We start from the raw sequence: 19,772 nt of genomic DNA on the forward strand, positions 1-19,772 counted from the left end.
TTATTACTTAAGAATTGCTTTATTAATAGCTTTAATTAAGCTTGGACCTTCATAAATAAACCCTGTATAAATTTGAATTAAGTCTGCTCCAGCATCTAATTTTTCTATGGCATCTTTTGAAGAATGAATACCTCCAACACCAATTATAGGGAATGCTTTATTACTTTTTTCTGAAAGGTATTTTATAACCTTAGTACTTTTATCCTTTATAGGTTGACCACTTAATCCTCCATTACCAATAGCTTCGAGTTGTGCTTCACTTGCCTTCAATCCACTTCTGTCTGTGGACGTATTACTTGCAATCACACCGTCTAAATTAGTGGTTTTTACTAGCTCGATAATTTCATCTAATTGGGTAGTATTTAAATCTGGTGCAATTTTTAAAAGAATAGGCTTTTGCTTTTCAAAAGTATTGTTCGCTTTTTGGACTGCGCCAATCAATTCTTCTAAATAATCCTTATCATTTAATTTGGCGTGACTGCCTACATTTGGACAACTTACATTTAACACAAAATAATCAACATATGGGTGCAATGCATTGAAACAAGTTAAATAATCAGCCGTATAATCAGCGGGTTTTGTGTTGGTGTTTTTTCCAATATTACCACCAATTATTAATTTACCTTTATTCTTCTTTAATTGCTCGATTGCAGATTCCAACCCTTCATTATTAAAACCCATACGATTAATAATGCCTTTATCGTCTTTTAATCTGAACAATCTTTTTTTAGGGTTACCCGCTTGACCTTTAGGGGTTACAGTTCCTATTTCAATAAAACCAAATCCGAAATTTGCCAATTCGTTATACAAAACTGCATTTTTATCAAAACCCGCGGCTAAACCAACTGGGTTTTTAAAAGTGAGTCCAAATAATTTTCGCTCTAATCTCGAGTCGTCAACAACATATAAACTTCTATAAATACTCTTGAAACCAGGAATTTTAGAAGTAAATTTTATTAACGAAAACGTGAAATGATGAATTTTTTCAGGATCGAATGAAAAAAATATTGGGCGAAGTAGTAACTTATACATCAGTCTTATTTACTGCAAAAATAAGTTGAAATCCTGTAAATAAAAAATCGTTCGACACTTACTTATTCAAACTTAATAATTGTAAATTAGAGCCTGATTAAAGCCTTCAGTTTCTTGTATAAAAACTAATATTTATTTCATGATATCAAAAGAACACATTATAAATCGATTTGTTAGTTACGTGACTATTGATACAGAGTCAGACCCAAATTCTGAAACAACTCCAAGCACCAAAAAACAATGGGATTTGGCCAATAAACTAGCAGAAGAGCTTAAATCTATTGGCATGCAAGATGTAAATATTGATGAGAATGCTTATATCATGGCTACTTTGCCTAGTAATATTGATTATGAAGTGCCTACCATTGGGTTTATTTCTCATTTTGATACATCTCCTGATTTTACCGGAGCCAACGTAAAACCTCAAATTATTGAAAATTATAATGGCGAGGATATTGTTTTAAATGAAGCCAAAAACATTGTACTATCCCCAGATTATTTTGAAGATTTATTACTCTATAAAGGTCAAACATTAATTACGACAGACGGTACCACACTTTTAGGAGCCGATGATAAAGCAGGGATTTGTGAAATAGTTTCAGCCATGGAGTATTTAATACAACATCCAGATATTAAACACGGTAAAATAAGAGTAGGTTTTACTCCCGATGAAGAAATTGGTAGAGGTGCACACAAATTTGATGTTGAGAAATTTGGAGCAGATTGGGCATATACTATGGACGGAAGCCAAATTGGTGAATTAGAATATGAAAATTTTAACGCTGCCGGAGCCGTTGTGAAAGTAAAAGGTAAAATTGTGCATCCTGGTTATGCAAAAGATAAAATGATAAACTCTATGTATATAGCTACCGAGTTTATAAACTCTTTACCAAGATTAGAAACGCCAGAACATACTGAAGAATATCAAGGTTTTTTTCATTTACATCATATAAGTGGTGATGTGGAAGAAACAACGCTTCAATATATTATTAGAGATCATGATAAATTACATTTTGAAGCACGCAAAGAAGTGATGATAAAACTTACTCGAGAATTAAATTCACAATACGGACGCGAAGTAATAACGACTGAAATCAAAGACCAATATTATAACATGCGCGAAAAGATCGAACCCGTTATGCATATAGTTGATATTGCCGAGGAAGCGATGAAACAGCTTGATATTGAACCTCTAATAAAGGCTATTCGCGGTGGAACAGATGGTTCGCAGTTAAGTTATAAAGGGTTACCCTGCCCAAATATATTTGCTGGTGGTCATAATTTTCATGGACGCTATGAATATGTACCTGTTGAAAGTATGATAAAAGCTACTGAAGTGATTTGTAAAATTGCGGAGTTGACGGCTTTGAAAAATAAAGACTAGTTGATAAAGCAAAATTTCAAAATACTAGTTTTCAATATTAGTTATAAAGCTTTTGAACGAATTATATGGTGATTGATAAAAACGCTTAGCCTCTATAGCAATTGAGTATACTTATACCCAAATATAATTGAGTATCTTCCAATAATAAATGAAATTATTATGAAATTAAACTTATTGTCGTGTAATGCTCAAAGGCCAGATAGAAGAGCGATTGCCAATTGTATTACAGAGATTTCATTAAATAGTAGCGAATCATTATCGAAAGAACTAACTGATATACTTTTAGAAGGTGACGCTGTTGATATTCAAGTGGAAGATAAAAACTCAGGCTCTGCTTTAAGAGCATTGCGAAAGCTAAACATTGACTACGAAATTCTAGAATGAAGCGAATAACCAGAATAATTTGTCTATTTATTCAAAAATAATTTCTCTTACCACATCCAAAACAATTAAATTATCTTTGCGTCAGAATAAAAATCACTATGCGAATAGATATCATTACTGTTTTACCAGAATTACTTAAAAGTCCTTTTGAAGCTTCAATATTAAAACGTGCTATTGAAGCCGGTTTGGTTGAAGTTCATTTTCATAATTTAAGAGATTACACAACCGACAATTATAAATCGATTGACGATACGCAATTTGGTGGAGGAGCAGGAATGGTCATGATGGTTGAACCAATTGACAAATGTATTTCTGCATTACAAGCTGAACGTGATTATGATGAAATCATATACATGACACCCGATGGTAAAACCTTAAAACAAGGTATTGCCAACCAGCTATCGTTAAAAGAAAATATTATTATTTTGTGCGGTCATTATAAAGGTGTAGACCAACGTGTGCGCGACCATTTTATAACTCGAGAAATATCGATAGGTGATTATGTATTATCTGGTGGTGAGTTAGGAGCTGCTGTGCTTTGCGATGCTGTAATAAGGTTAATACCTGGAGTTTTAGGTAATGAGACTTCTGCCCTAACCGATTCGTTTCAAGATGGATTATTAGCGCCACCAATTTATACAAAGCCTAGAGAATACAAAGGTTGGAAAGTACCAGAATTATTGTTTAGTGGTAACCTACCAGAAATTGAAAAATGGCGAGAAGAGCAAGCATATTTAAGAACAAAAGAACGACGCCCTGATTTGTTAGATAATTAAAAGGTGATATGGATAACATAGACAATATACAGCTTCAATACGCTTTAGCTAGTTTAATGAATGGTGTAATACATTTAATAGTACTTGTTGCTACTATAGTTTTAATTATAAAAAAAAGATCGATGGCTACCCTACTGTTATTTATTGGTAGTTTACTAACCAGTTTAGGATTTATTGGCGGATTTATCTACAATGCTATTGCTGCAAAAGATGGAGCCGAAGCCTTACTCAATGCTCAAGTATATCTTAATTTTTTCAGTGTTTTTTCTTTTTTTCTATTTGGTATTGGCTTTTTGCTTTTAGTTCTAAACAACTTCAAGAAAAAATAAGCTACATTAAAAATTAAATTCACATCTGAAAAGAGGCTTGAAATATGTGTTAAGGATTGAACGGTATGTTTGAGCTCGCCGACGCAGGAGGAAGCGAGTAGTGAAAGCCTGACTTTTTGCTATTACTAGATATAAAGCCTTCCTGAATTTTTAAATCAAAAAGAAACACCAAAAAAACAAATAAAAAGATTGCAGATTATGAATTAATAGTTATTTTTGCAGCCAATTTCGGGTTAACCTCTGGCGAGAATCGTGAATGTTGTTCTGAATTAATTATAATAAATTTAAAGATATGGAATCTTTAGTAAAATTTGTACAAGACGAATTTGTAACAAGAAAAGATTTACCAGAATTTGCTGCTGGTGATACAATTACAGTTTACTACGAAATTAAAGAGGGTAGCAAAACGCGTACTCAGTTTTTTAGAGGTGTAGTATTACAAAGAAGAGGTTCTGGAGCGTCAGAAACTTTTACAATTAGAAAAATGTCAGGATCTATAGGTGTAGAGCGTATCTTCCCGGTTAATTTACCTGCATTACAAAAAATAGAAATTAACAAGCGTGGTAAAGTACGTAGAGCTCGTATCTTCTACTTTAGAGGTCTTACTGGTAAAAAAGCCAGAATTACTGAGCGTAGACGTTAATAATAATACAACTGCGAATGCAGTATTAAAAGCCTTGAGATTTCTCAAGGCTTTTTTTATGAACAATTGTTAATAACAACGGTTTATAACTGGTTGATATCTAATTAGTTAAAAAGCTTGGTTATTTTGTGGTTTGGTGCTATATTTACAGAAGGAAAAATGACAGCTTAGGCTGGTTTCGATTCAACACCGAATTTGCATAACTTTCTAAATAAGGTAACGTTCTTTATAAAATTGTTTTTGAGGTTTTGAGGGATAGCGTGTATGCGTTGAAACAAGAAACCATGACGTTATAAAAAGTATCGCATATGTAAGTAGGCGATAACTAGTATAACCGAAAGCTTAAAAAGCAACAAAAGTGAAAGCAGATGTTGTAATGAGAGCAATGCTAGAGGCAAATTTAACGCGAAAGCGAAGGAAGAGATAATAGCATCAAGAAAACAATTACAGAAACATAGTTGTAATAGGTCAATACATTTTGAAAATTGCAAAAATGTTTCGTTGAAATAACATTAACTTGAACTGAAACGGTTTAGATGAAAATTTTAAACAATCATGAGTAGAAATGCTCATTAGGTCACGCTAAGTTATTTCAAGAAAGCCATGTCAAAAGTAGATTAAATTCTGCAATGATATGGCTTTTGTTTTTTATTAACTTTCCTTCTTCTTTTTTAATAATTTCTTATCACATGCAAGCTAAATTGTGAATATCTAAAATCTATTTGGCATAATATATTAGTTAATCGATTAACCTATTTTAAATTGCATTTTTTTGTATATTCGCAACGCTAAAAACTAAGGGTGTTTCTTAATCACTTCTTTAGCCACAAAATAACTCTAAAAAAACAACTATAGGAATGTCTAAAATCATTTACACAAAAACCGATGAAGCTCCTGCTTTAGCAACTCGATCACTTTTACCAATTGTACAAGCTTTTGTTAAATCTTCAGGAATTAATATCGAAACAAAAGACATTTCGTTGGCTGCGCGGATTCTAGCTGTTTTTCCAGAATTTCTATCGGACGACCAAAAAGTATCCGATGATTTAGCTGTTCTAGGCGAATTAGCAAAAAAACCAGAAGCTAATATTATTAAATTACCAAATATTAGCGCTTCTATACCACAGTTAAAGGATGCTATAAAAGAATTACAAACTAAAAGTTTTAACATTCCTGATTATCCTAATGAAGCCAATACTGATGCTGAAAAAGATGTTAAAAGTCGTTATGACAAAATAAAAGGTAGTGCTGTTAACCCTGTGCTACGTGAAGGTAATTCAGATAGACGAGCTCCAAAAGCTGTAAAGAATTATGCCAAGAAAAATCCACACTCAATGGGTGAATGGTCTAAAGATTCTAAAACACATGTTGCAACAATGAGCTCAGGTGATTTTGCACATAATGAAAAGTCAGTAACTCTTTCAGAAGCTACGAGTGTAAAAATTATACATACAGATACAAACGGCAATGCTACTACTTTAAAAGATGCTTTTTCGATTCTAAAAGGAGAAATTATTGATGGTACTGTAATGAGTAAGAAAGCCTTATTGGCATTTTTAGATCAGCAAGTTGACGATGCAAGAGCGCAAGGAATTTTATTCTCTCTTCATATGAAAGGTACCATGATGAAAGTGAGCGACCCTATTATTTTTGGTCATGCTGTAAAAATATTTTTCAAGGATGTATTTGCTAAACATGGAGAAACAATTGAAAAAATAGGTGTTAATGTTAATTCTGGATTAGGAAATTTATTAGAACGAATCCAAGAATTACCAGATGCCAAACGTAAAGAAATTGAAGCAGATATTGAAGCAACTTACAAAAAAGGTCCTAGCGTCGCCATGGTAAATTCAGATAAAGGAATTACTAACTTGCATGTGCCTAGTGATGTGATTATTGATGCATCGATGCCTGCCATGATTCGTACTTCTGGACAAATGTGGAATGCAAAAGGTCAACTTCAAGATACTAAAGCAGTTATTCCAGACAGTAGTTATGCTGGTATATATGCAGCCACTATTGATTTCTGTAAAGAAAACGGTGCCTTCGACCCAACAACTATGGGAACTGTTCCAAATGTTGGACTCATGGCTCAAAAAGCAGAAGAATACGGTTCTCATGATAAAACTTTCGAAATTCCTTCAAATGGATCGGTAAAAGTAATAGATTCAAATGGCAACACGTTAATTGAGCACCATGTTGAAGAAGGTGATATCTGGAGAATGTGCCAAACTAAAGATGCACCTATTCAAGACTGGGTAAAACTAGCTGTGACGCGTGCCAGAGCTTCTGAAACGCCAGCTGTTTTTTGGTTAGACAAAAATAGAGCTCATGATGCTGAATTAATCAAAAAAGTAAATGCGTATCTTAAAGATCATGACACCACTGGATTAGATTTGAGAATATTATCGCCAATTGAAGCTACAAAATTTACTTGCGAGCGACTAGTTAAAGGATTAGATACTATTTCTGTTTCAGGAAACGTTTTACGTGATTATTTAACCGATTTATTCCCAATTTTAGAAGTTGGTACAAGTGCAAAAATGCTATCTATTGTTCCTTTAATGAATGGTGGTGGGTTATTTGAAACTGGTGCAGGTGGTTCTGCTCCTAAACATGTGCAACAATTACTTGAAGAAAATCACCTAAGATGGGATTCACTAGGTGAATTTTTAGCCATAGCAGTTTCTTTAGAGCATTTTAGCGAAGTGAATAACAATGCTAAAGCCAAAATATTAGGCGAAACTTTAGATGACGCTACCGAAAAATTATTAGAGAACAGAAAAGGACCTTCAAGAAAATGTGGGGAATTAGATAACAGAGGAAGTCACTTCTATCTAGCGTTATATTGGGCGCAAGAATTAGCTAATCAAAATGAAGATGAAGCTTTAAAGGCGGAATTTACTCCAATAGCTAAAGCATTAGCTGAAAATGAAGAAAAAATCGTAAACGAATTAAATAGTGTGCAAGGAAACCCAACAGATATTGGCGGTTATTATGAACCAAACGAAACATTAATTAATCAAGTAATGCGACCAAGTAACACCTTTAATGCAATTCTAAATTAAGAATTAAAAAATTTTATAATTTCAAAAAGCCCCTTTTTAGGGGCTTTTTTTATATTTTTATAAAAAAATTGTTAAATGAAGTATAGCCTTTTTTGGTTTCTTTGTGTGTATTGTTTTACTTTTAATTTACTTCACTCACAACAAAAATTTACGATTAGCGGATCTGTCTCTGAAGAAAAAAGTAATGAAACCTTAATAGGTGTCAATATTATTTTTCCAGAAATTTCTGCAGGAACAACAACCAATGAATATGGTTTCTATTCCATTACATTGCCAGAAGGCACTTATAATATGGTAATAAGTTATCTTGGTTTTACTACAATCACAGAAACCATAAATCTTAAAGATGATATTATAAAGAACTTTAGTTTAACCGATGCCTTGGAAAGTTTAGATGAAGTCATTATTACCGAAAATGTTGAAAAACTAAATATAAGAACACCTCAAATGAGTGTTAACAAACTCACTTCGGGTACAATTAAAGAAATCCCTGTTGTATTAGGCGAGTCTGATATTATTAAAGCCATTACGTTATTACCTGGGGTTACAAATGCTGGTGAAGGCTCGTCAGGATTTAATGTTCGAGGTGGATCTGCTGACCAGAATTTAATTCTTTTAGATGAAGCCACCATTTATAATTCTTCACATTTATTTGGCTTCTTCTCCGTTTTTAATCCTGATGCGATAAAAGATTTAAGATTATACAAAGGAGGTATTCCTGCCCGTTATGGAGGTCGAGTAGCATCAGTATTAGATATTTATCAAAAGGAAGGCAACAGTAAAGAGTTTCATGCCAATGGCGGTGTTGGGATTGTTTCTAGCAGATTGTTAATTGAAGGACCACTCAAGAAAAATCAAGGTTCCTTTTTATTAGGCGGTCGATCGAGCTATGCACATTTGTTTTTGCCTTTATTCGATATTAATAATATTGCATATTTCTACGATTTAAACACGAAAATAAGTTATAAACTAAACGCTAAAAACAACATTTATCTTTCTGGTTACTTTGGTAGAGATGTGTTTAGAATTGAGGATTCTTTTGAAAATATATACGGTAATTCTGTTTTTAATTTTAGATGGAATCATTTGTTTTCAGATAAACTATTTTCAAATCTATCATTGATTTATTCAGATTACTATTATAATTTAGAATTAGGTTTTGTTGAATTTGATTGGGTTTCTGGCATTCGAAATTTTAACTTAAAATACGACTTCAAACATTATATCACTGATAAAATAAAACTGCAATACGGTATTAATAGTATTTATTACAAATTTAATCCAGGTGAAATTAAACCTACTAAAGCATCTTCTGGAATAAATCCATTTAAACTCATAGATAAATACGCCTTTGAAAATGCTTTATATGTTGATGCTGAGCACAAAATTTCAAATAATTTAGCATTATCCTATGGATTTCGTTTAAGTAGCTTTTATAGGCTGGGACAAGATGAGTTAAATGTATATCAAGATAATCAAGCAGTCGTTTTTAATGAAGACTTCCAAATTTATGAGAAAGCAGATCCTATAGATACCGAAACTTATAAACGAAGTGATGTCATTGAGAGTTTTCATAATATAGAACCTAGAGCATCCGTAGCATACCAATTATCTTCAAATAGTTCTATTAAAGCTAGTTATAATAGAATGAGTCAATATTTACACTTACTTTCAAATACCAACTCACCTACTCCTCTGGATATCTGGACACCAAGTGGGAAGTATGTCAAGCCACAATTACTAGATCAATACGCAATTGGCTATTTTCAAAATTTTAATAATAACAGATTTTCTTTAGAGCTAGAATCATTCTACAAAAAAGTAAAAAACAGAATAGATTATATTGATGGTGCAGATTTAATTGCCAATAATGCCATAGAACAAGTTATTTTAAATGGTCGCTCGAGAGCATATGGCTTGGAGATGCTTTTTAGAAAAAACGAAGGTCAATTTAAAGGTTGGTTAGCGTATACCTTGTCAAAATCTGAACAACAAACCCCAGGGAGAACAGTTATTGAAACTGGAATTAATAATGGAAATTGGTACAATACACCTCACGATAAAACCCACGACATTTCTTTTACTGGAAGTTATGATTGGAATAACAAATGGAAAATAAGCACCAATTTTCTATTTCAAACTGGGCAACCTGCTACATTTCCTAATGGTCAATATCAATACAATGGTGTGATTATTCCGAGCTATAGTGGAAGAAATTCTGATAGACTACCATCCTACCATCGATTAGATTTATCTTTAAACTACACGCCAAAACCTAATAAAAACAGTGGGTTACAAGGAAATTGGGTGTTTAGTATTTATAATATTTATAATCGAAGAAATGCGAATTCAATTTCGTTTGATAGAAATACGGATACCGGCAGAAATGAAGCAACACGATTGGCAATTTTTGGTATTGTTCCGTCCATTTCATATAATTTTAAGCTCTAAGATTATGAAAAAATATGTAATTGTACTTTTTAGTTTATTTTTTATTTCATGTGAGGATGTTATTGATGTTGACCTTGATACGTCTGAACCAAGATTGGTTATTGATGCTTCTATAAATTGGATTAAGGGAACAACAGGCGAAACACAATTTATAAAACTGTCGCTTTCAGCACCATATTTTGATGAATCGATTCCTGCTGCTTCGGGCGCATCCGTTCTCATTACAGATTCAAATAGCAATACTTATAATTTTATTGAAGAAGGAGCTTCTGGTATATATGTAAATGATTCGTTTGTACCTGAAATTGGCATGGTATACAATCTTTTAATAAATTACAACAACGAAATATATACTGCTAGCGAAACCTTAATGCCTGTCGTTCCTATTGAATTTGTAGAACAAAAGAATGATGGTGGTTTTGCAGGAGATGAAATTGAAATAAAGGTCTTTTATACAGATCCTGGAGGTATAGATAATTATTATTTATTTGAATTTATTAAAACATCAAGTAACTCCCTAAATCTGGAAGTTTATGATGACGAATTTAATGATGGTAATCGCATATTTGCATTTCATTCCGATGAAACTCTTGAGGCTGGAGATGAGCTAATTATTCGAAACGCTGGGGTTTCAGAACGCTATTACGAATTTTTTAACATTCTATTACAGCAAACTGATGAACAATCTGGTGATCCATTTCAAACTCAACCTGCAACAGTAAGAGGAAATTGTATTAATCAAACCAATCCAGAGCACTACCCTTTTGGATATTTCAGAGCATCAGAAGTTGATGAATTTATCTATTTTATTGATTAGATTCAAGTGATTCAAAAACTGAATCTATTAACTTATTGAAGGTTTTATCAATCTCAGGATTTGAACAGTTTATTAATATCGTTATTACGACACCTTGCTCAGGGTATATATAAAAAATACCATACCCGCCTAAACCGCTTCCAACGTGTCCAAAATAGAACCTTCCGTTGGAGTCATTACTAACTTCAAAACCCAAACCATAATAGGTAGAACGAGATTCATCAGTATTTAATTTTTGTGCTGTAATGAATGGCCTTAATTGATCATGTTGAATTAGAGAATCTTTTAATAAAACATTGCCAAATTTGGTAATATCCTCTGAAGTTGATAAATATCCGCCAGACGCTAACTTAAAATAATTACTAACTTCACTCACTGGCTTGAAGCGTCTTTTCCCTTTCTTTCTATAAAAAATGGCTTTCCCATCTATGACTTTATTCTTATCGGCAACAGTTTTATTCAACTGAAAAGGATTCAGTACACGTGTTTTTACAAAATCTTCAAAAGGAATTTTAGCCTGTTCTTGGATAGCCAACGAAATTAAATTCCAATTATAGCTCGAATAAGCAAAATCAGTACCTGGTTTGAATAAGAGGGAATCCGATTCAAATAACTTTATTCCATCTCGAATTCTTAAAGGTTTATTATTTTTAAACTCATTACCCTTATAATTTCTAATTCCAGACATATGTCCAGCTAATTGCCTAATTGAAATATCATATCGTTTTTTAGGGAAATAAGGCACATAGTTGTAAATAGAACTATCTAACATAACTAATCCTTCTTCGACAGCTTTTAACAATGCCATGGCCGCAATAGGCTTAGAAACACTAGCAATTCTAAATACTGTGTTATTTGGAATAACGGGAATCTTATTTTTTAAATCAGCATACCCAAATCCTTCAGACCAAACGACTTCTTGATTTTTAGAAACCGTTATTGCCAATCCAGGAATTTTGTGCTTCCGAATCATTCTACTAATAATACGCTCTGCCCTATTAAACTTTTCAGTTGCTCTTTGTGCGAGTAACTGATTAGAACATGAAAATATAATTAAGCAACTAACTAAAATTGAAAGTGGTAATCTTCTCATTTTAAAAATATTGTCCAATTCCAAATACTATTCCTTTTGAAGCATTATCAGTTACACCAATACCATAATCTATCCTAAAAACAGCGTTAAATATTTTAGTATGTATAAAACGTAGACCAACTCCAGGATAAATTCGGATATTATGCGATTTGGCAAAATCATTTAACTCGCCACCTGGGTTACGCCAAGTACCTGCATCAATAAATATATTACTTTGCATTGCAAACCAACCTTTTTGAATAAGTGTATGGCGATACTCGGTATTTAAAACAATGACACCGGTACCTCTATCTATTAAATTACCAACTCCCCTAAGATTCAAATTATTATCAACTGAAAAAGGAGCGAACGGACTTTCACTATTTGAAGACAAACCTAATCGTAATCTGTTTGCCCAATTACCTCTTTTTCCAACTTGTTTGTAAAAGAAAAAGTCATTCCAAGCTATATAAAATTCATCCTGAAATGAATTACTAGTTGTAACAAATTGTGCACTTAATAAACTTCTAAATCCACTCACATACTGATAGTTATAATCTAAGAAATCTAAATCGTAAATAAATTTGAATAAAACTTTATCTATTTCAAATTGAGTAGGAATATCATCAGATGTTAACCCCGATAAATATTCATACTTTTCCGTAAATAAATTAACTCCAAACTGAAATTTGTGATTAAAATTCAACTCAAACAAAGCGAGGGCTTCAATAGACTTATTGTTATAAAGATAATTAGAGCTCCCGTCGTTAAAATAAAGTGGTTCTTCACTTCTCCAATTTTGATGGTTTATTGCAATCCCCCAACGGTTGTTAAATAGATAAGGTGCTCTAAGATTAATACTATAGGTATCGTATCCATTATTTTGATAAAATCCACCAAAAGCAATGCCTCGACCTAAAAAGTTATAATCGTATAGTCCAATTTTATATGCAAATTGTTGGTTGGTTGCGGTCCATACATTTACTGCTGGAATAAGTGTGAAATTTTCTTCAATATTTATGAATACGTTATAACTGGTATCATTGGAAGCAAATACCTGATAACTTGCATGAGATACTAAAGGTAATCGCTTTAACCTAGTCATATCCTTATCTAACTGCAACGAATCCAATACCCCACCGGAATGAGAAGAAATTACATTCTCAATAAAACTTTGCTTAGTTTTCTTTAATCCACGAATATGAAGCGTTGCAATAGAAGTTTCTTGAGAAAACAACAACAAAGTCATGAAGTGGCTTATCAAGATGAGTACAATTTTTCTCATGCCTCAAGATAATTAATTTAGTATTAACCTAGCTCCTAAATTAAATGTTTGCCCAAGACCAGAATCGTTGCCTCTTATAAAATTGGTATATAATGCTTCTAAATTTAAAGTATCGGTTAATTGGTATTTCGTTCCACCTCCTACTGCTGTAAAATTTTGTTCAAAATTATTTCCTAAATCAATGAGTTGAGAATGTTGCGCTAAAGCTAAGATGGTAAATTTTGAACTGGGGAAATAGCTAAAGAAGACACCCGGAGTCAACCTTAAACTATTATTCGCAAAACTGCCTTGTGTACTATTTCCATTCGTTCCAAACTCCTGTTTTTTACCGAAATTAAATTCTGAGTTTAGCTCTGAAAATAATTGAAACTGATTGCCTTCAAAAGTATAATCATAGTAAAATCGGTTTTGCCATGTAAATCCTTTCTGATCAAAATACACATTGTTTTCAACCTCATTATCTATAAGTGGAATGACCAAAGAACTCTGAATAGAAAAATTATTTACACTACTAAATGGAACAAATTTTATTGAAGGTGCAATAGATGTTAATCCACTTCTGGCCGTATTAGCATCACCGTCAAACTTAAATACATCTAAAGCATCTCTGTTACCAATTACATTACTTCTAAATTCAAAAATAACGCCAATATTTATTCGTTTATTTTCAGAAACTCCAGTATATGCCTCTAAAGTAGAGGTGAAAAATGTTTCTCTTGGAAGATTTTTGCTTATATCCCCACTGTTATCAGCCGATTTAGTTTGTGTATATAAATTATTAAACCATTTAATATCATATTGTCCATTCGCAATTAGTTTGGAAGGCGTAAGTGTTTGAATAACAGAACCTCTTGGTTCTTCTGCCTGATTATCATCTATCTGTGCTAGTGCAACATTATGGTTAAACAACAATACTATTGTTGATATTTTAAAAACTATTCTCATATTTAAAAAATTCATAATTAAATGTTATTTAGTGTCCAATCGTATGGGTAATACTCAATCTTATAATGGGTAGGTATATGTTCTTCTCGGTATTTATTTATGTAATCAATAAGTTTAGATTCTTTAGGTGAAAAATCTTTTAAATACCATTTAAATATTTCAGAAACAGCTACTCTTTTTCTCTTTTCGTTTAACCGAATAAAATTTGGGTCGTTTAGGGCTTTTTTAGTTTGTTCTTCCAATTGTGCATCTAAAGTTTTAGGAAAATAAGCACGGTTTATAATAGGCGGGCAACCCAAACCAGCACAAACCAGAACAAAATGGATTCTAGCATCATCAAATTGAGCTCTAATTTTTTGGTTTTCAATAGTATTCAATGTTAGGTTTTCATCACCAACTTTATGCTTTTTATTGTCAAAAAAACCAGATACAGCTAATGGCGATTTAATAGGATAGTTTTCAATCACACTTTTAATTGTAATCAAATTATATAAATTAATCCAAAATGCTTTCTTTGTTTCTGAATCTAGATCACTTATAGCAACAGAATTTGAAAGCTCTAACAATGTATTTAAGCTTTCTGAGTTTTTCTTAATTGCCTTATAATTTACCAATCCGTTACTAACATATGTTGAAAAAAACGCGTCGGCTTGATTAAAAAAAGCATTACTATTTTGTGAAAATGTATTTAATGAAACTATTAGAATTGAAGTAAGTAAAAATGATTTCATAAATTGGATTTAGCTATAGGTCGACAAATAAAATGAATTCTTACATATATCGATTCTAAATTATTTATTTGCGAATTATTTTAAGACCTTTGCACAGATAAATTTTAAGATTATGTCTTTTACGAAAACTACAGAACAAGATTCTAATTATAATCATCTAGAAAAGATGAGCGTTTCAGACTTACTTAAAAGTATTAATGAGGAGGACAAATCGGTTCCTTTAGCGGTTGAAAAAGCACTACCACAAATTGAAACTTTGGTTCAGCAAATTGTTTCAAAGTTAAAACAAGATGGTAGATTATTTTACATTGGTGCAGGAACTAGTGGAAGATTAGGGATTTTGGATGCATCCGAATGTCCTCCAACTTTTGGTGTTTCTCACGATTTGGTTATTGGTCTTATTGCTGGAGGTGATTCTGCAATAAGAAAAGCAGTCGAGTTTGCTGAAGATTCTACAACTCAAGGCTGGAAAGATTTAAAAGAATATCATATTAATCCGAATGACGTTGTAGTCGGAATAGCGGCGTCAGGAACCACACCTTATGTCATTTCTGCATTAGAAGCATGCAATACAAACAATATCATTACAGGTTGTATCACATGCAATAAAAACAGTCCATTATCCAAAGTTTCAAAATATCCTATTGAAGTGATTGTTGGCCCTGAATTTGTTACAGGTAGCTCAAGAATGAAAGCTGGTACCGCTCAAAAACTTGTCTTAAATATGATTACAACATCTACCATGATTCAATTGGGACATGTAAAAGGAAACAAAATGGTAGACATGCAATTGAGTAATAACAAACTAGTTGATAGAGGTACAAAAATGATAATGAACGAACTTAATATCCCTCAAAAAGAAGCCGAGGCCCTTTTAAATAAGTATAAAAATGTTCGATTAGCAATTAAAAATTATAACAATGGATAACAAAACAGACAAAACAATACTTTTTAAAGGCATAAAAACCCTTGTATTCGCTGCAATGAGTCTTTTCATGGGACCAATTCTTCTTAGCTTTGCATTTAGTAAACCAGAAGCATCTCTTTACTATCCACTTTTAATTGTGGGTTGTCTAATATGTGCTTTTGCTGTCTTTCTAATGTTTAAAGGCATCAAACTTATAATGAACAGCATGTTCAATAAAAAATGAATTAATTTAATTCGGATTTTTTTGGTGTAGTGGGGTTATAACCAAACTCGGTATCAATTATTACAACCCCTAAACTATCAAATATATAATTTATAATTGCATAATGATGTATGGTATGACTGTTGGCTTGCGCTAATAAAGATCCATAAGTATAAGGAATTTCCGTTTTCCCTAATCCCAAATCATCAATCACTAAAACAGATTCATTCATACCAAATGTTGCTGATTTCAACTTTTCAACAATTGATTTTAAATAATCTTTAGCACAACCACAATCTGATTCTACCTCTATATTTCGACTTCTATTGGTTAAATCTATCCTGTTGTTTGAATTCATATTAAAAATACACTCGTAAAAGTCTAAAATATGCCTAATATGAGTTCCGATACTAGAATAATATGGTGGAACAGACGTGTCGCAAAATTGAGAATTCGATAAATGCTCCAAAATAATTTGAGATTTATGTAATGATTTTAAAGTAGATTGTATAATAATGTTCATTGACGCTAATTTAGCTAAATTAATTGAATATTATAGTGTGGTTAACTTTGTCTAAACACCTTTCAATCCTTACATTGAAGACGGCCAATTCATAAAAATCCCTTTCCATTAGCATTCCTATTTACTTAAATCCTCCAACACCAATCTTATTTCACCATAACTATATTTATCATCCAATTGATGTTTCAAATCAGAAAGATTTTCAAATTTTTTCTTCGGAATTATAACCTTTAGTTCTTTATAAACTGAGGTTGCCATCAAATCAGTAACTTTTATTTCACCCGAGGGAATAAAACTAGCCAAGTGCCCAAAAATAGTGTTTTCATTAAGTTCTCGCTCACTTGCTATTTCTACAACCGATTTCCCTGATTGAAATAACTCAAGTGACACCTTTTTTGTATCACCTCGTTTCTTTTTGGGTTTTAAGTCTTCAAAAATCTCAACTTCATTCGAGGTTTCAATATCATGTTCATCACAATAAGCCTTTATAACTTTCAAAATATCAGCCCCATATTTCTCTACTCGTGTTTTTCCCATGCCATTTATCTTTAATAAAGCGTTCTTATCAGTTGGCAAAGTTTCACACATTTCATATAAAGCTTTTTGAGTAAAAATCTGATAATGAATCAAATCATGTTCTTGGGCTATGTCATTCCTTAAAATCCTTAATTTTTCAAATAACTCAACGTTACTTGTGCCATCAATAACTGCTTTTCTAGGTTTTTTAGGCTTATCTTTTCCAATAAACACAGATTTAGCACGTAATTCTAAAGCTCGTAATGCTTCAAAACCAGCATCCAATCCATTAAAATATAATAGCTTAACAGACAATAATTCTTCGAATGCGTCCAAATGCTTCGTGATTTCAGTACCTACAGCTTGATTATCTGTAGTAAAGGCAAAAGACTTTAAAGGACCCGTAATTTTAGCTTGCGTTTCTAACTTAAAATAACTTATTCCCTTCTTAAAACGATCTTGAATAACTGAATTTTTCACAGGCAAGCCACTTTCAGTACTAAGTTGCTTTAATTGTGCATTGAAACCATTAGCTACTTTCAAGAATTTAGTAATTGTCTCTTTTATAGGTATAAATACATCTTCTATAGGCCCTACAATTACAGTTCTATTTTTATAATAAATATCCAGGATACGATTCACAGGATATAAAAATTCATAAAAATTAAAAATATCCGCAATCAAATCCAATTGAAATAATTTCTTAGAATCTTCTAAAACTGTTTCATTTGGTGCATTCTGTTCTGCATTTTCATTAAATGTTGTTACATTAACATCACTAATAATATGATGCGGATGAATTTCACTCTTCAAAACCAATCCTTCCAAAGATTTACACCTACTTAAAGCAACATATGTTTGCCCATGAGCAAAAGCACCTTGTGCATCAATTATAGCCTTTTCAAAAGTTAAACCCTGACTTTTATGTATGGTAATACTCCAAGCTAAACGCAAAGGCATTTGAGTGTAACTACCTATTTTTTCTTCGGTAATCGCCTTTGTTTCATTATCTACCGAATAATTTATATTCTCCCAAATTTCAGGCGATGCGTTAATATTAAAATCATCTTCCGGACAATGCACGACAACTTCATCTTTATCTAGATGAATTACTTTACCTATTTTCCCATTAAAATAACGCTTATCGGGGCTACTATCATTTTTAACAAACATGACTTGCGCGCCAACTTTCAATTCTAGTTTTTCTTTATTTGGGTAAGCATACTCAGGAAACTTGCCGTCAACTTCGGCATTGTAAACAACTGCTTTAGTCTTTAGTTTTTCAAGTTCTATCCTATTAGTGGCTTCGGCTTTATTATTATGCGTTGTTAGCGAAATATAGCCGTCACCAGGTATAGGGGTAAAATCAGGTACATATCGTCTATTCAATTCAGATGCCGCAGCAACACTCAATCTATTATTTCTAATCTCATTAAGTATTTCTATAAATTTAGGGTTCTCTTGCCTATAAATGTGTTTCAATTCAATAGTTACCGCTTCACATTGCTGAAAAGCAAGACTACTAAAAAAAAATCCGTTGCTATAAACATGTTTCAATAAATCCCACTCCTGCTCCTTAATTACTGGTGCTAATTGTTGTAAATCGCCAATCATTAACACTTGTACACCGCCAAAAACCTTGTTCCTATTTCTAAAACGGCGTAACGTTCTGTCAATTCCATCCAACAAATCGGCACGAACCATACTAATTTCGTCAATAACCAATAGGTCCATCGATTTGATAATATTAATTTTTGTTTTGCTGAATTTTCTATTAAAACCCTTAGAAGCATTCAAATCCGTATCAGGTAAAATAGGTCCAAAAGGCATCTGAAAAAACGAATGTATCGTTACTCCTTTGGCGTTAATAGCGGCAACTCCTGTAGGCGCCACAACAACCATACGTTTTAAACTATTCATTTTTAATCGATGTAAAAACGTAGTTTTACCAGTCCCAGCTTTCCCCGTTAAAAAGATAGATCGGTTTGTATTATTCACAAACGCCCATGCTAATTCCAGTTCCTTATTTTCCGACATTAAAAAGTATAAAATTTAAAATTTGAAGATAATAATTTACTAGGTTTTTTAGGGCGGGTTTTTCCAGAAAAAGCAAAAACCGCGCTATCCGTTACAAGTTTTGGCTCGATGCTCGCCTCACCAAAAGCTAACCACTACTATCGCTCCCGCAAGTCTGTGTTAACTTCCCGCTTGCCTTTAATACCGTTTTTATTTACTTGAGTTTAGAGCACAAAAAAACCCTCCATGTTTCCATGAAGGGCTTTCAAAAAAGGCAACGACCTACTCTCCCACAAATGTAGTACCATCGGCGCTAATGGGCTTAACTTCTCTGTTCGGAATGGTAAGAGGTGAGCCCCATCGCTATAACCACCTTAAGTTATAGCTGCTGACTGTCGGCTTTCGCTTCTAGTCTTCAGCGTTCCGATTAAAACCGGAACAAATATCTTAACATATTGAAAATAAGAACATGATTGTAATAATTCTATTGAACTTTATAAAAAAACAGGCGTACAATAAGCCTATGGGTTATTAGTACTACTCGGCTATGACATTACTGCCTTTACACCTATAGCCTATCAACGTGGTCATCTCCCACGACCCTTTAAAGAAATCTCATCTTGTGGTGGGTTTCGCGCTTATATGCTTTCAGCGCTTATCCCTTCCAAAC

The 19,772-nt window shown here is 32.7% G+C and carries 17 protein-coding genes and 2 rRNA genes; 10 read left to right on the forward strand and 9 right to left on the reverse strand.

The window, feature by feature from the left end; translation table 11 throughout:
- Nucleotides 1–3: 3 nt before the first annotated feature.
- Entirely contained in the window at nt 4–1,032 is a 1,029-nt protein-coding gene (locus BUA46_RS13475; RefSeq protein ID WP_019388366.1) for a quinone-dependent dihydroorotate dehydrogenase, read from the reverse strand.
- A gap of 139 nt (nt 1,033–1,171) precedes the next feature.
- On the opposite strand from BUA46_RS13475, the gene pepT reads away from it, so the two are divergent.
- The 8 genes from pepT to BUA46_RS13515 all read left to right on the forward strand — a co-directional run bounded on the left by pepT (nt 1,172) and on the right by BUA46_RS13515 (nt 10,884).
- Nucleotides 1,172–2,416, forward strand: a complete 1,245-nt coding sequence (gene pepT / locus BUA46_RS13480; RefSeq protein ID WP_019388367.1) for a peptidase T — start codon at nt 1,172–1,174, stop codon at nt 2,414–2,416.
- 159 nt (nt 2,417–2,575) lie between these two features.
- A complete protein-coding gene (locus tag BUA46_RS13485; protein WP_019388368.1) occupies nt 2,576–2,800 on the forward strand; it encodes a hypothetical protein in 225 nt (74 codons plus the stop codon).
- A 98-nt stretch (nt 2,801–2,898) separates the two neighbouring features.
- Nucleotides 2,899–3,576 (forward strand): tRNA (guanosine(37)-N1)-methyltransferase TrmD, encoded by a 678-nt coding sequence (trmD, locus tag BUA46_RS13490; RefSeq protein WP_019388369.1) that lies wholly within the window; start codon nt 2,899–2,901, stop codon nt 3,574–3,576.
- 8 nt (nt 3,577–3,584) lie between these two features.
- Nucleotides 3,585–3,905, forward strand: a complete 321-nt coding sequence (locus tag BUA46_RS13495; protein ID WP_019388370.1) for a hypothetical protein — start codon at nt 3,585–3,587, stop codon at nt 3,903–3,905.
- 292 nt (nt 3,906–4,197) lie between these two features.
- Nucleotides 4,198–4,548, forward strand: a complete 351-nt coding sequence (gene rplS / locus BUA46_RS13500) for a 50S ribosomal protein L19 (protein ID WP_019388371.1) — start codon at nt 4,198–4,200, stop codon at nt 4,546–4,548.
- Between the two features lie 857 nt (nt 4,549–5,405).
- Nucleotides 5,406–7,616 carry an NADP-dependent isocitrate dehydrogenase gene (locus BUA46_RS13505; protein ID WP_019388372.1) on the forward strand — a complete coding sequence of 737 codons (2,211 nt, stop codon included), beginning with the start codon at nt 5,406–5,408 and terminating at the stop codon, nt 7,614–7,616.
- Between the two features lie 75 nt (nt 7,617–7,691).
- Complete coding sequence (locus tag BUA46_RS13510) at nt 7,692–10,067, forward strand: TonB-dependent receptor (protein WP_019388373.1); 2,376 nt, start codon at nt 7,692–7,694, stop codon at nt 10,065–10,067.
- A 4-nt stretch (nt 10,068–10,071) separates the two neighbouring features.
- Entirely contained in the window at nt 10,072–10,884 is an 813-nt protein-coding gene (locus BUA46_RS13515) for a DUF4249 domain-containing protein (protein WP_026010114.1), read from the forward strand.
- On the opposite strand, the gene BUA46_RS13520 is transcribed toward BUA46_RS13515, so the two are convergent.
- Genes BUA46_RS13520 through BUA46_RS13535 form a run of 4 tightly spaced genes read right to left on the reverse strand, consistent with a single transcriptional unit; the run spans nt 10,874 to nt 14,917 of the window.
- A complete protein-coding gene (locus BUA46_RS13520; RefSeq protein WP_143148141.1) occupies nt 10,874–11,977 on the reverse strand; it encodes a serine hydrolase domain-containing protein in 1,104 nt (367 codons plus the stop codon). The two genes, BUA46_RS13515 and BUA46_RS13520, sit on opposite strands and share 11 nt — an antisense overlap.
- Before the next feature lies 1 nt (nt 11,978).
- Nucleotides 11,979–13,241 carry a BamA/TamA family outer membrane protein gene (locus BUA46_RS13525; protein ID WP_035106493.1) on the reverse strand — a complete coding sequence of 421 codons (1,263 nt, stop codon included), beginning with the start codon at nt 13,239–13,241 and terminating at the stop codon, nt 11,979–11,981.
- Between the two features lie 12 nt (nt 13,242–13,253).
- Entirely contained in the window at nt 13,254–14,201 is a 948-nt protein-coding gene (locus BUA46_RS13530; protein ID WP_019388377.1) for a hypothetical protein, read from the reverse strand.
- A gap of 2 nt (nt 14,202–14,203) precedes the next feature.
- The gene (locus BUA46_RS13535) at nt 14,204–14,917 is read right to left on the reverse strand and encodes a DUF547 domain-containing protein (protein ID WP_019388378.1); all 714 of its coding nucleotides are present in this window, start codon (nt 14,915–14,917) and stop codon (nt 14,204–14,206) included.
- Between the two features lie 112 nt (nt 14,918–15,029).
- Between BUA46_RS13535 and murQ the strand changes: the two genes are divergently transcribed.
- Together murQ and BUA46_RS15335 are read left to right on the forward strand one after the other, a co-directional pair.
- Nucleotides 15,030–15,845, forward strand: coding sequence for an N-acetylmuramic acid 6-phosphate etherase (murQ, locus tag BUA46_RS13540; protein WP_019388379.1), 816 nt, complete (start codon nt 15,030–15,032; stop codon nt 15,843–15,845).
- Nucleotides 15,838–16,068: a DUF6095 family protein gene (locus tag BUA46_RS15335; RefSeq protein ID WP_019388380.1), complete on the forward strand. Its 231-nt coding sequence runs from the start codon at nt 15,838–15,840 to the stop codon at nt 16,066–16,068. The genes murQ and BUA46_RS15335 overlap by 8 nt, the downstream gene beginning before the upstream one ends.
- A gap of 1 nt (nt 16,069) precedes the next feature.
- Here BUA46_RS15335 and BUA46_RS13550 read toward each other — a convergent pair whose 3' ends face one another.
- The 4 genes from BUA46_RS13550 to BUA46_RS13565 all read right to left on the reverse strand — a co-directional run.
- Nucleotides 16,070–16,570, reverse strand: a complete 501-nt coding sequence (locus BUA46_RS13550; protein ID WP_019388381.1) for a hypothetical protein — start codon at nt 16,568–16,570, stop codon at nt 16,070–16,072.
- A gap of 117 nt (nt 16,571–16,687) precedes the next feature.
- Entirely contained in the window at nt 16,688–19,123 is a 2,436-nt protein-coding gene (locus BUA46_RS13555; RefSeq protein ID WP_019388382.1) for a helix-turn-helix domain-containing protein, read from the reverse strand.
- Nucleotides 19,124–19,371: 248 nt separating this feature from the next.
- A 5S ribosomal RNA gene (gene rrf / locus BUA46_RS13560) occupies nt 19,372–19,479 on the reverse strand.
- A 134-nt stretch (nt 19,480–19,613) separates the two neighbouring features.
- Nucleotides 19,614–19,772, reverse strand: a 23S ribosomal RNA gene (locus BUA46_RS13565); the annotation flags it as partial.

The sequence above is a fragment of the Algibacter luteus genome (assembly GCF_900141715.1).
Classification (GTDB): Bacteria; Bacteroidota; Bacteroidia; order Flavobacteriales; family Flavobacteriaceae; genus Arenitalea; species Arenitalea lutea.